At 63.7% G+C, this 12595-nt stretch carries 10 protein-coding genes; 7 read left to right on the top strand and 3 right to left on the bottom strand.

The window, feature by feature from the left end:
* Positions 1 to 190 precede the first annotated feature (190 nt).
* Positions 191 to 1192, top strand: a complete 1002-nt coding sequence (locus E1H16_RS15550) for an NADP-dependent oxidoreductase (RefSeq protein WP_208379096.1) — start codon at positions 191 to 193, stop codon at positions 1190 to 1192.
* A 78-nt stretch (positions 1193 to 1270) separates the two neighbouring features.
* Here the strand turns inward: E1H16_RS15550 and E1H16_RS15545 are convergent, their stop codons facing one another.
* The gene (locus E1H16_RS15545; RefSeq protein WP_134324840.1) at positions 1271 to 1711 is read right to left on the bottom strand and encodes a YdeI/OmpD-associated family protein; all 441 of its coding nucleotides are present in this window, start codon (positions 1709 to 1711) and stop codon (positions 1271 to 1273) included.
* Positions 1712 to 1969: 258 nt separating this feature from the next.
* On the opposite strand from E1H16_RS15545, the gene E1H16_RS15540 reads away from it, so the two are divergent.
* On the top strand, positions 1970 to 3700 hold the full coding sequence (locus E1H16_RS15540; RefSeq protein WP_134324839.1) for an HNH endonuclease signature motif containing protein: 1731 nt from the start codon (positions 1970 to 1972) through the stop codon (positions 3698 to 3700).
* 46 nt (positions 3701 to 3746) lie between these two features.
* Here E1H16_RS15540 and E1H16_RS15535 read toward each other — a convergent pair whose 3' ends face one another.
* The gene (locus tag E1H16_RS15535; RefSeq protein ID WP_134324838.1) at positions 3747 to 5444 is read right to left on the bottom strand and encodes a class I adenylate-forming enzyme family protein; all 1698 of its coding nucleotides are present in this window, start codon (positions 5442 to 5444) and stop codon (positions 3747 to 3749) included.
* 327 nt (positions 5445 to 5771) lie between these two features.
* Between E1H16_RS15535 and E1H16_RS15530 the strand changes: the two genes are divergently transcribed.
* From E1H16_RS15530 to E1H16_RS15510, 5 genes are all read left to right on the top strand, one after another.
* Positions 5772 to 6422, top strand: a complete 651-nt coding sequence (locus E1H16_RS15530; RefSeq protein ID WP_166741795.1) for a TetR/AcrR family transcriptional regulator — start codon at positions 5772 to 5774, stop codon at positions 6420 to 6422.
* A gap of 19 nt (positions 6423 to 6441) precedes the next feature.
* Positions 6442 to 8313: a flavin-containing monooxygenase gene (locus E1H16_RS15525; RefSeq protein WP_208379095.1), complete on the top strand. Its 1872-nt coding sequence runs from the start codon at positions 6442 to 6444 to the stop codon at positions 8311 to 8313.
* Positions 8314 to 8353: 40 nt separating this feature from the next.
* On the top strand, positions 8354 to 9460 hold the full coding sequence (locus E1H16_RS15520; RefSeq protein ID WP_134324836.1) for an acyl-CoA dehydrogenase family protein: 1107 nt from the start codon (positions 8354 to 8356) through the stop codon (positions 9458 to 9460).
* Complete coding sequence (locus E1H16_RS15515) at positions 9457 to 10608, top strand: acyl-CoA dehydrogenase family protein (protein WP_243837874.1); 1152 nt, start codon at positions 9457 to 9459, stop codon at positions 10606 to 10608. The genes E1H16_RS15520 and E1H16_RS15515 overlap by 4 nt, the downstream gene beginning before the upstream one ends.
* A gap of 75 nt (positions 10609 to 10683) precedes the next feature.
* The gene (locus E1H16_RS15510) at positions 10684 to 11502 is read left to right on the top strand and encodes an acyl-CoA thioesterase (protein WP_134324835.1); all 819 of its coding nucleotides are present in this window, start codon (positions 10684 to 10686) and stop codon (positions 11500 to 11502) included.
* 103 nt (positions 11503 to 11605) lie between these two features.
* On the opposite strand, the gene E1H16_RS15505 is transcribed toward E1H16_RS15510, so the two are convergent.
* Positions 11606 to 12526: a hypothetical protein gene (locus E1H16_RS15505; RefSeq protein ID WP_134324834.1), complete on the bottom strand. Its 921-nt coding sequence runs from the start codon at positions 12524 to 12526 to the stop codon at positions 11606 to 11608.
* Positions 12527 to 12595 lie beyond the last annotated feature (69 nt).

The following is a 12595-nucleotide window of genomic DNA, read 5'->3' as shown; positions in this document are numbered from 1 at the left end:
GACCGATGCTGCAACGAAAGGAGGTGAGCGCGCGTTCACGACACGGGTGCGGAACTCCGGGCCCGCGGGAGCACGAAACCCGTGGGCCCGGAGTTGTCGTGGCGCCTGAGAGTTGTGTGGCCGCAGGTTGCGCGGCCAGCGTGACTCGGTACCGTTGGCGTGACCGTGCTCACCGCGTTGGAGGTACCCCGTGCAGAACCGGCAGATTCGATACGTCAAGCGCCCCACGGGCGCACTCGGAGTCGACACCTTCGAGTTGGGTGAAGCGCCGATGCCGCAGCCGGCCGCGGGTGAGGTGCTGTGCCGAAATTTGCTGGTGTCCATCGATCCGGCGAACCGGGCGTGGATGCAGGGCGCGACGTACCGCTCGCAGCTCAATGAGGGCGATGTGATGGCGGGCTACGGGCTAGCTGAAGTAATTGAGGGTGCCGACGGGATTGCGGCGGGAAGCATCGTGGGCGGAGACTTCGGCTGGCAGGAGTACGCCGTACTGCCCGCAGGACAGGTAGAGCCCCTAGCGGTCGAGGGCGAGCTCAGCCACTACATGAGCATCCTGGGCATTACCGGACTGACGGCCTACTTCGGATTGCTGTCGGTTGGCCGCCCTGCGGCGGGGGAGACCGTGTTGGTCTCCGGAGCCGCCGGCGCAACAGGAAACGTCGTCGGCCAGTTGGCTAAGTTGCATGGCTGCCGCGTCGTGGGAATCGTCGGCAACGCGGAAAAAGCCGCGTTTCTCACTGACGAACTTGGCTTCGATGCTGCGGTGAACTACCGCAGCGAGACCTACTACCAGGATCTGAAGGCCGCGTGCCCCGATCGCGTTGACGTGTATTTCGATAACGTCGGTGGCCAGACGCTGGAGTATGCGTTGCGATTGCTGAATCAGCACGGTCGAATTGTGTGCTGCGGCAGCGTGTCGGCGTACGACGGCGAGGCGCCTGAGGCCGGCCCGCGTGGAGTCCCCGGATTGATCACGACCAAGCGGATCCGGATGGAAGGGCTGTTGGTATTTGACTTCCAGGACGAGTTCGATCAGGCCCGCGCGCAGCTTCGATCCTGGGTCGAGGACGGCAAGGTGAAAGTCGTGCAAGATGTGCTCGAGGGGATCGAGCAGTTGCCCCAGGCATTGGTGGGACTGCTCGCGGGTGAGAATGTCGGCAAGCGCATGGTTCGCGTCGCGGAGCAGAGTTAGTCGACGGCACCAGAGCCCGAACGCCTATCTTTCAGCGGCCGCGAGTACCGCAGCGCTCGGCGGATAGCGCCAGTTGGGCTATTGCGTCGACAAAGTAGCGATGATCTTGGCGATGCGCCCCTCGCGCGTCTCGGCCTTCTTCGCTTCGGCCACGGAACGCGCATGCTCCTTACGCTTGGTGTAGGAAAGCGCGTCAAACGCAGAGCGGGCGCCCGGCTCGCCGTCTAACGCTGCCGCGAGTTCCGGCGGGACTTCGACGGTGCGTTCGGTGGAGTCGAGTTGGATCGTGGCCGTGACAGTATCGCCGATCTCGACCCCGAGTGCCGCGCGAGCGGCCTTTGAGAATCCAATGCAGTTACGACCGTCCATCCGGGCGATTCGCAAGCGTTGCGCCTTGTCGTCAATCGTCACGATGACGGGTGGATTCTTCACCGGGGCGAGTTCGGCGACCTGCTCATCGGTCAAGAAAATCGCGCACGCGGGTCCAAATGGTTCTAGTGACGTCGTCAGTGTGAGCATGATTCACCCTACGACCGCGGTGCTGAATTGTCGTCATCGTTGCGCGTCGGAGTCGATCGAGACGGCGACGAGTTCCGGTGCTGGTTTGGCGTCGTCGTTTCGCAGGGGGTCGCGGGTTCGGCAGGACGTCGGGTGCCATGGAAGTCCACTAGCGCAGGCGCCCAGAAGGACCTCTTGAACGGTTAGAGGGGCAGATCCTTGACCAACAAGTCGAACAGATGTACTATAGATGTGTCAGGTGATGGGAGGTGGGCACAGGTGAGTGATACGGATCCCTTGCGCTTCGTGCCCGCTGATACGCGAGACGTGGCGCGACAAAATCCGATGGAAGGGCCGCGGCTTATTGCGGTGGCTGAGGAATTCTCGCGTGAACTATCGGATGCGTTCGGCCAGTTATCGAATGGGCTGAACGCGTTGATCGATATTGGTGAGCGTGGCGATTTCGCCGCCCTTGGTCCTGAGTGCCTGCTCGCGATCGCTCGCGAGTTCGAAGCGCACCGAGCCCGTAGCGTGCTGTTCGACAGCCGTGTCATTGAGGCCGCTGAGACAGAAGGACTGGCGGAGTATGCAGGGCAGAAGCGCGCGAGCATTGCTCGGGTGCTTGCCACAGAACTCAAGATAAGTTCGCGGGAGGCGTCGGCGCGTGCTCGCCGAGCGAAGCAACTGCTCCCGCGAAACGGGTTCAGCGAAGGCGAAATGCCTCCCGCGCTGCCAGCCTTGGCTGAGGCCGCTCGAGAAGGAAGTGTCACCCTCGACAACATTGACGAGACCGGCGCAGCCATGCGTCGATTAGAGACGATCCCCGATATCGACCCCTCGCTGCGCGAGCAGGCGGAGCAGATCCTGATTGCTCAGAGCGCCTCTGTCGGGCCAGCGGATGTACGGAAGGTGGGTGAGGGGATCAATCAGATCCTCGTTCCCGACGGGCAAGGTCCCGACCCGGAGATCGCCAAAGCGCGCCGCGGGTTGCGCGTGGGCACGAGGCGTTACGACGGGCTCTACCCGATCAGTGGCTACCTGACCGCGAGCGCAAAGGCGAAACTTGACGCGGTGCTCGGTCCCCTCGGCGCGCCTCGTCCCGCGGACGACGGTACGCCGGACGAGCGAAGCGCCCCGCAGCGCCAACATGACGCGTTCGAGGACGCGATGCAGCGACTCCTTGATCTATCGGGCGTGCCCGCGAGTGGGGGTACATCAGCGACTGTCCATCTCGTTATTGATGCCGACCGCATCATGCGGGAACTCGGGCTGACCGCGCTTGTACCGGGCGACGAAACGGGCAGCGACTCCGTAATCGGTTCGCCCAACGCGAGGGTGTCCGGCTCCTGCTACGTCGGACGGGTTGCCGGCGGTGACCGCATCACGCTCGACGACCTCAAGCGACTCGCAGGAGAAGCGATGCTGATCCCGACCTGGATGAGCGAGTCGCGGGGGATCATCGGGTACGGGCGATCGCGGCGGGTTGCTAGCGAAGGTCAGACGCTCGCGATGATTGCCCGCGACGGAGGATGTTCGCACCCCGGATGTGATGCGCCGCCTGATTGGTGCCAGAGACACCACGTCGTCGAATGGTGGCGGGGCGGAGACACGGACATCGGCAACATGACGCTGGTGTGCGGGCGGCACCACCGAGAACTCGATTCGTCGGGATGGCGAATCGACATGCTTGACGGGCTTCCGTGGTGGACGCCGCCGCCACGGATCGATCCTGACCGAAGGCCGATTCTCAACGCGCGGATCCAGTTACCAGACCAGGAACAGCTTGATGACATCGCGAGGCGCGCGTGCGCAGCGCGGGAGGCGGTGGCGAGGAGCGACGAACAACTCGACCCCGCCGATGACCTGATAGCGTTCCTTGCCGCTCACATCGACGATCCCCCTGATCGGGATGCTTTTCATCAGGAACTTGCCGAACTACTCGCGAGCTATAACGTCGAAGTAGCGCGTCCTGCGACAGCGACAGCGACAGCGGCAGAAGCGGTGGCGTGATGTTGCCTCGCGGGGCGCCGCGCCCGCTCGACGCCGTTGTCTCGGGCTACGCCGAGGGCTGGGGAACGAACTCTCGGCGCAGATCGGCCTTAAGGATCTTGCCGCCAGCGTTGCGCGGCAACTCGTCCTCGCGCATCCAGATATGCGTGGGTACTTTGAACTTTGCCATCCGCTCGGACAGGAACGTCTGGAGTTCCGAGCTAGTCAGCGACGAGCCTGGTGAACGCTGGATGACCGCGCCCACCTCCTCGCCCAGAGTCTCGTGCGGTACGCCGATGACAGCGCAATCGTCGACCTCGGGATGGTCATGAATAACTGTCTCGACCTCCGCGCAGTAGACGTTCTCGCCGCCACGAATCAGCATGTCTTTCGCGCGGTCGACGATGGAAATGAATCCCTCCTCGTCAATACGCGCGAGGTCGCCGGTGTGCAGCCACCCGTCGGTGATCGCGGCAGCTGTCGCTTCCGGGCGGTTCCAGTACCCGTGCACGACGTTCGCGCCTCGGATCCACAGTTCGCCGATCTCGTCGGCCGGGACCTCCTCCTCGGTGGCTGGATCGACGCACTTCACTTCGCAGATCGCGACCGCTTGACCGACGCTGTACGGCTTCGCCGCGTAGTCGCTGCCGCGGGTGCCCGTGGTCATCGAAGAGGTCTCCGTCAGCCCATATCCGTTGCCGATGTCGCTGCCGGGCAGCAGAGCATGAGCGCGTCCGGCCAGACCATGCGGCGCCGAAGCACCGCCGGTGCCGACCGTGGTCAGGCTCGACAAGTCGCGGCTTTCGACGTCCGGCTGCGACAACAGCTGCAGCACCATCGTCGGTACGCCGGTCATCGCGGTGACCCGTTCGCGTTCGATGAGGTCCAATGCGACCGCGGGATCCCACTTATGCATCAGGACCAGCGTTGCGCGGCCTTGCATCGCTCCGAGCAAAACCGAGTGGCAGCCCGTGCCGTGGAAGAGCGGGACGCATACCAACGAAACCATTGGCGGCTTCGGTGCCGCGAGATCTTCCAGCGTCTTGCCGTCCCGCAGCGCCGCACGCGCCGCGGAGTAGCCCACGCTGATCACATTCCCGCAGATGTTTCGGTTGCTACCGAACGCGCCCTTCGGGCGGCCGGTCGTGCCGGATGTGTAGAAAATCGTCGCCATATCGTCGGGTGCGATCTCCGCAGGTGGCAACTCGGTCGCCTCACCGATCGAGGCGAGATCGCGGATCGGAATCGACACCTGCTCGCTCGGGCGGGCTACCAGCGGTACAGTGCCGAGCTCGGCGAATACCTCCTCAAGACGCACCAGACGCTCGGTGTCGACAATGTGCGCCTTCGGGGAACTGTCATCGATAGCGAACTTCAACTCCGGCGCCGTCCACCATGCATTCAGCGGCACGACGATCGCTCCGAGGCTCGCCGCTGCGAAGAACGCCACCGACCATTCCGGCAAGTTCCGCATCGTGATCGCGACGCGGTCGCCCTTCTGGATGTCGTAGTCGTCCCGCAGAACTCGCGCCAATCCCGCGGCCTTGCGAAAATGCTCGCCGTACGACATTCGTTCGTCGTTGAACACCTGAAAATCGCGATCGGCCGAATCCAAGGTCGATTCCAGCATCGCTCGCAGCGATGGCGGAGCGTTGCGCCAGGCGCGTACACGTGTCCCGCGGACCTCGACCTCTTCCATCTCGAATGCGGAACCTGGCGCAGTGAGCGCCTCACGGATCTCGGCATGGTCGCGGAGTACCGGCATGCGGTTGACCTACTTCCTCGAGTGCCGACCGTATGGCCGACGGATGGACGGACGACGATTCGGGCCGCGAGCACGAGCGCGGCTGTCGTGCCGATCGATGACAGTGTCGATCGAACAATCGACACAAGATCAGATGACACCATAAGTCGGTCCCGCGAAGACCGTCAACACGACCGCTGCTACGTGGCGCACGCTGTTGACCGCCCGCGAACGGCCGTTTACCGTCAGGGGTGCCGATCGAACGATCGACACAGATGGATCGCACGCCAATCCTTGTCCATCACCGCTCACCCGACGACCGCTCGCCCCACGACAGGACGGCCACGCATGGCCCGCAAACGATCACTCGATGAAGGACCGACGGTCCGTCAGGCGATCCTTGATGCCGGCGCTCGGCTGTACAGCGAACGCGGCTTCCGTGCCACTTCGATCCGTGATCTCGCGGATGCGGCAGGTATCTCGTCGTCCACGATGTATCACCATTTCGCGAACAAGCAGCAGATCCTCTACGCCATCCTCACCGACTTCATGCGCAGTTTCGCGGGCGAAATCATCCCGATCCTGACCGACGCTTCGATAGCACCGCAGGAGCGGATCACCGACGCTGTGCGACTGCATTTGTGGATCAGTGAGCGCGATCGCCTCAAACTCGTCGTCGGCGCGCCGGTGCATTACGAACTCGGTGACGAACAGCGCCAGGCGCTATCCGCGCTGACTGGTGAGTACCGCAGTGCCTTTCATGGCGCAATCGGTGACGGCGTGCGCTGCGGCGTATTCGACGTGGCCAACCCGCGACTAGCGACGATCGCGATTCTCGACATGCTCAACGGCGTACGCGAGTGGCACGACCCAGCTGGCGCGCTGTCATTTGAGCAGATTGTCGACCATTACCAGCGGACCGTCCTGCGCCATCTCGGGTACGACGAGCGAGCGCAGCGGCCTGCGGGGCAACGAGCCGCGTCGCGGATGCATGCGTGATTACCGAAGGGAACGCACGATGACCATGAACGACAGGGCCGTTAACGACACGACGATTAACGACAGCATCGACGCCATCAAGACCATGCTTGGCGATATCCCCTTCGATCCGGATGCGCTTCGTGAACGGTACCGCCATGAACGGGACAAGCGTCTGCGCGAAGACGGCAACGAACAGTATGTTGAGGTCAAAGCCGAGTTCTCGAATTATGTCGATGATCCGTACGTCGATCCCGGGTTCAGCCGTGCCCCGCTCACCGACGAGGTCGAGGTCGCGATCATCGGTGCCGGATTCGGTGGGCTGTTGGCTGGCGCCCGACTACGTGAGGCCGGATTCGGCAAGATTCGGCTCATCGAGAAGGGCGGGGACGTCGGCGGTACCTGGTACTGGAACCGCTACCCGGGTGCGATGTGTGATGTGGAGTCCTACATCTATCTGCCGCTGCTGGAGGAACTCGGTTACACCCCGAAGCACAAGTACTCCTTCGCGCCCGAGATCCTCGAACACTCTCGTAATATCGCCAGGCACTTCGCGCTGTACGACGACGCCACGTTCCAGACCGGCGTCACCGATATCGTCTGGGACGAGGAAATATCTCGCTGGAGAATTCGTACTGACCGCGACGACGAGATGCGCGCCCAGTACGTCGTAATGGCGACCGGCCCGCTGAATCGTCCAAAGTTACCCGGGATCCCCGGTATCAACGATTTCCAGGGATATACCTTCCATACCAGTCGGTGGGACTACAGCTACACCGGCGGCGACTCCAGCGGAAACCTCACCGGTCTACGCGACAAACGCGTCGGGATTATCGGTACCGGCGCAACGGCGATCCAGTGCGTGCCGCACCTTGGCGCCTGGGCGAAGGAACTGTTCGTGTTCCAGCGGACGCCGTCCTCGGTCGATGTCCGCGGCAACAGGGAAACAGACACCGAATGGTGGAACTCTCTGCCACCTGGCTGGCAGCGCGAGCGGATGCGGAACTTCAATTCTTTGGTGACCGGCGGTCGTGAAGAGGTCGACCTGGTCGGCGATGGGTGGACCGAGATCTTCCGCGGGCTGACTGGCATTGCGGCGAAGCGCGCCTCGGAGCGTTTGGGGCGCCGCCTCACTCCCGTCGAGAAGCAACACCTGATGGAAGTTTCCGATTTCCGCAAGATGGAGGGAATCCGCTCCCGAGTGGATGACGTCGTGCGAGATCCTGCCACGGCGCAGGCGCTTAAGCCGTGGTACCGCCAGTTCTGTAAGCGACCGTGTTTCCACGATGAGTACCTCGACACCTACAACCGCTCGAATGTGCACTTGATCGACACTGACGGCAAGGGGGTTGAGCGACTCACCGGGCAGGGCGTCGTCGTGGACGGTGTCGAGTACCCCGTGGACTGCCTCATCTTCGCGACGGGGTTCGAGGTCGGTACCGGTTACACCCGCCGCTCCGGTTACGACGTGACGGGTCGAGGCGGGATCACGCTCTCCGCGAAATGGGCGGACGGCGCGAAGACTTATCACGGCCTACAGTCGCGGGGCTTTCCGAACATGTTCTTCCTTGGGTTGGTGCACACCGCCTCGACCGTCAACGTTCCGCACGCGCTCAGCGAGCAGGTAAATCACCTGCGGTACATCGTCACCGAGGCGCGTGCGCGGGGCGAGCAAGTCGTCGATGTCAGCGAGCAGGCCGAGCAGTGGTGGTGTCAGGAGATCATCGACAAGGCCACGATGGCCGAGGACTTTTATCGCGAGTGCACTCCTGGGTACTACAACAACGAAGGTCAGCCGTCACGGTTCAGTGGTCTGGGCGACGGTCGGTACGGCGCCGGACCGGTGCCGTTCTTCAAGATGCTGGAGGACTGGCGCGCTCGCGGTGACTTGCCCGGCCTCGAGTTGAGCTGATCCGGTAAGAACGACGTAGACACAATGGAAGGACCACCGCATGAGCGAAGAATCCACGCGGGCTGAACTCGCGGAGTTCGCGGACGCCGTCCGCGGCTTCTGCCAGGACAAACTCCCCGAGCACACCGTCGCACGTCCAGGCGTGGTGCGCGACGCGGACGCTGCGAGATCGAACTGGCGTGCCCTCGCCGTCGACCTTGGCGTCGCTTCGCTGCTGATTCCCGAGGAGCACGGCGGGTCGGGAGCCAGCTTGATTGAGGTTGGTCGGGTCGCCGAGGCGCTCGGTGCGGAACTCGCGACCGTACCGTTTCTCTCGTCGGGAGTGCTCGCGCCCGCACTGCTCGCGCCGATCGCGACCAACCCGGTCGCTGCCGATCTGCTCGCCCGGATCGCTAGCGGAACGATCGTCACCGTCGCGTGGGCGGGTGAGGATCCCGGCGTTGCTACAGCGGCGAAACTGATCACCGACGACGGCGGTGCCAGCGGAACCTTCCGCTACGCGATCGACGCAGACATTGCCGAGGTCGTGATTCTCGTAGGCGCCGGCGGCGCCGAAATCGCCGCAGTCAACGCCTCCGACCTGCGGATCACCGCGCGGCCGACGTTCGATTTGACCCGTGGCCTCGCCGACATCGCTGCCGATAAGGCACCGGCCAGTCTGCTCGCCAGCGGTGACGAGGCAATCGAGGCATTCCGCGACGCACTCGTGGCAGCCCGGCTCGCGCTCGCCTCGGAGAGTGCCGCCGGGGCGGGCGCGGCGCTTCAGGTCGCTGTGCAGTACGCGCGTGAACGTGTCCAGTTCGGCCGTGAGATCGGTAGTTTCCAGGCGATCAAGCACATGCTCGCGGACTGCTTCGTCAATGAGCAGTCCGCACTTTCGGTTGCCCGGCAGGCGATAGAGGCGCTCGTCGCCGCAGAAGATGAGGCCGACGAGCTCGTCGCGGCCGCGGCGTTCTACTGCGCTGACCGGTACGTCGATGTCGCCGCTACAGGCATCCAGGTGCACGGCGGAATTGGGTTCACGGTGGAACGGGCAGCACACCTTTATCGCCGTCGCGCCGAAGCGAACCGGCATCTCCTCGGTACTCCAGAACAACTGAAGTCCGACTACCTGACCCTGCTGAAGTCGAAGGAGAATGCGGCGTGAATATCCGCGACGAGGTACGTGAATTCCTGGCGTCGGCGTGGACGCCAGGTATGGACTCAGCGACGTTCCTGCAGGCCGCGGTCGACACGGGCTGGCTGGCTCCGACCTGGAGCGCCGACTGGTACGGACGAGGATTATCCGCCGAGGACGCTGAGATCGTCGGTGAAGAGTTCCGTCGCGTTGGCGCACCGGGCCGCGCCGACCGAGATCACCTGCACGCGCGAGTGATCTACGAGCTCGGCTCCGACCAGTTGAAATCGACCTATCTGCGCGATTTGCTGACGCACACCGTTAGCGGTTGTCTGCTGTACTCCGAGCCGGGAGCCGGCTCCGACCTGGCGAGTGTGCGCACCAGCGTCGTCCGCGAGGGCGACCAATGGCGGGTCAATGGCCAAAAGGTATGGACCTCCGGCGCACGCACCGCGGCGTACGGTCTGCTTGCCGCGCGCAGCAACCGCGATGTCCCCAAACATCGCGGTATGACGTTCTTCGTGATCCCGATGAAGCAAGAGGGAATTGAGGTGCGGCCGCTGGTGCAGATCACCGGCGACGCGCACTTCAACGAGGTGTTCTTCACCGATGCGTGGGTCGATGACGCAAATCGGCTCGGTGAGGTCGACGACGGCTGGCGGGTACTGATGACTGCGCTCGGCTACGAGCGTCTCGTGATGGGCGCCCGCGGCGTCGGATCCCGCGCCAGCGACCCCACGTACGTCGGTACCGGGGATGATCTACTGGCTCTTGCCGAGCGCCATGGCCGCCTTGAAGACCCGGTCATCGCTGACCAGATCGCTGATATATATGCCGAACGTACGGCCGCTCGGCTGAATGCGGCACGGTATGCGGCCGAGGGCAAGGGGCAGGACGCCGCAGCAATGTCGCTGGGGAAGTTGATGATGTCGCGGATCCTGCACGGTACGGCCGGTTTGCGTCGCGATATCGTTGGAGCCGAAGCGTTGTACGACGAGCGCGCGGATCCACCGAGCGATGGGGAAGTGGCAAACTTCTTCACTCTCGACGCGTACTTCACGTCCATCGGTGGCGGCACCGACCAGGTGCAACGCAACATCATCAGCGAACGGATGCTGGGATTGCCGAAGGACAAGGACGCATCGAAGGACATCCCGTTCCGCGACGTCCGTAGTTAGTTCTGTTCCCGTGGCGTACTTGCCCAGCTGAGGGCAGGTACGCCACGGCGCATGTCTGTAGGAGGATTTACCGGAATGACCCACGTGCTTGACGAGGCCATTGCGCTTGAGCAGATTGGCCCCGACCGGTTCTGTGGCCGGACAACCGAGCCGTACGCCAACATGATCGGACCGTACGGCGGAATCACCGCAGCAGTGTTGCAGAACTCGGTGATCCAGCACCCCGACGTGCTCGGCGAGCCGATCGCGTTGACAGTGAACTTCGCGGCCGCCGTGAAGTATGGTTCGTTCGAGATCACCGCGCGGCCGGTGCGCACCAACCGGTCCTCGCAGCATTGGGTCATGGAACTCTCGCAGGACGGCCAGGTGGCCGCGACGGCGACCGCGGTCACCGCGGCGCACCGCGATGGCTGGACCGAAACTGAAAGCCAGATGCCGATCGTGCCGGAGCCGCATGACGTGGCGACGGGGACACGTTCGACGGCAGAGTGGCTCAATCGTTACGAGATGCGACACATCGGCCGTCCCGGGGCAACGGTCGCTGATCCGTTCTACCTGGACGGCGAGTCAGGGGAGAGCAGCCACATGGCGCTGTGGACTCGTGAGGTGCCGCCGAGGCCGGTCGACTATGCGTCGCTTACTGCCTTCTGCGACGTGTACTTCCCGCGTGTCTTTGTGCGGCACGGTAAGGCGGTTCCGATCAGCACGGTGTCGATGACGGCTTACTTCCACGCGACGAAGGATGAACTCAACCACCACGGTGACGACTACATCCTCGGCGTCGTACACGGTGATGCCTTCCGCCGCGGTTTCTACGACCACGTCGGTCAGCTGTGGAGCCGTAACGGCACGCTGCTGGCGACCACTCACCAACTCGTCTACTACAAAGCGTGACTGCAGTACCGCCGTACAAGAAGTCCACCGCGAATGGCAATATGCCCGTTCTTGTACCGACTACGGTTCATAACCGGGCGTGCAGTCTGTGCATGAGACTTCCTCAGCGGGACCCGGGTGGCGGACAGCGAGGGCAGCGGCGTAATTCGTGGAAGTCGATGCGTTGTGCGATCATCTGCGCAATGAGGCACGGATCCCTGACGAGGGCGACCCAGGTCAGTCGTCGGGTGTCGTAGTTGTACGCACCGTGTGCGATGTCGAGCGCCTCGTCCGCCTGCTGATCATGGAACCGGATGCCATCGAGTTCGATGAGTAGTCGTTGGGATTCGTAGGCGCCGTCGGCGTCGTGGCCGGTCTCGGGGACGGTGAATTGCGGCTTCATCGGAGGCAAACCGTGCGCGCGCTCGACGTCCTGAAGGTAGAGGTGTTCGAGAACGCTGTGCGCTCCAGCAGCGCTGTCTCCGATCGCGCTCGCCAGTAGCGATCGGTGCCGCAGACGCCGCCTGGTCGCAACGGCGGCCAGTAGTCGTTCCGGCGTCGTTCGACGCTCTTGAAGGACGCGAGATACGACCGCGAGCGCCTCGTCGGGTCGGCCGCTCGCAGCTGCATCAATGACGGCGTCCTCCACACAGACGCGTGGTGGGTCCAGCGGAAGTACGCGGCGCAGCCCGCCGTCGTCACGGCGCGGCCGCAGCCAGGGCAGGTGAATTCGGTGATGCCTGTGGGTGAGTACCTCGATATGCCCGGGCCGCTCACCTAATCCCCACAGCGCGAGCGCTGTTGCGCCCCACGCGGATGCGTCCTCTCCGCATATCGCGAGCGCGACGTACAGTTTCTGCAGCCAGAGGTCATGTGGTCCCGGCGCCACGTAGGTCGCAGGGGCGACCCGTTTCCAGTCAGCGGTGATGCGGGTGAGGACGCGTTGGCTCAGTCCGGCGGCAAGCAGCTCTGAGCGGCGCACGACTCCGTGGTGGGCTGCGATAATCCGGTGGATTTCCAATGGCACCGGGGTGCGTGAATGCATAGCCCGACCCTGCCGCGTGGTCCGCCATGCCGCATCTCGCCGTCACGTGATGTGGAGACACGCCGCTCT

Source organism: Cumulibacter soli (assembly GCF_004382795.1).
Taxonomy (GTDB): Bacteria; Actinomycetota; Actinomycetes; order Mycobacteriales; family Antricoccaceae; genus Cumulibacter; species Cumulibacter soli.
The sequence above is the reverse complement of the archived record's forward strand: the minus strand, read 5'-3'. Positions and strand labels throughout refer to the sequence as shown.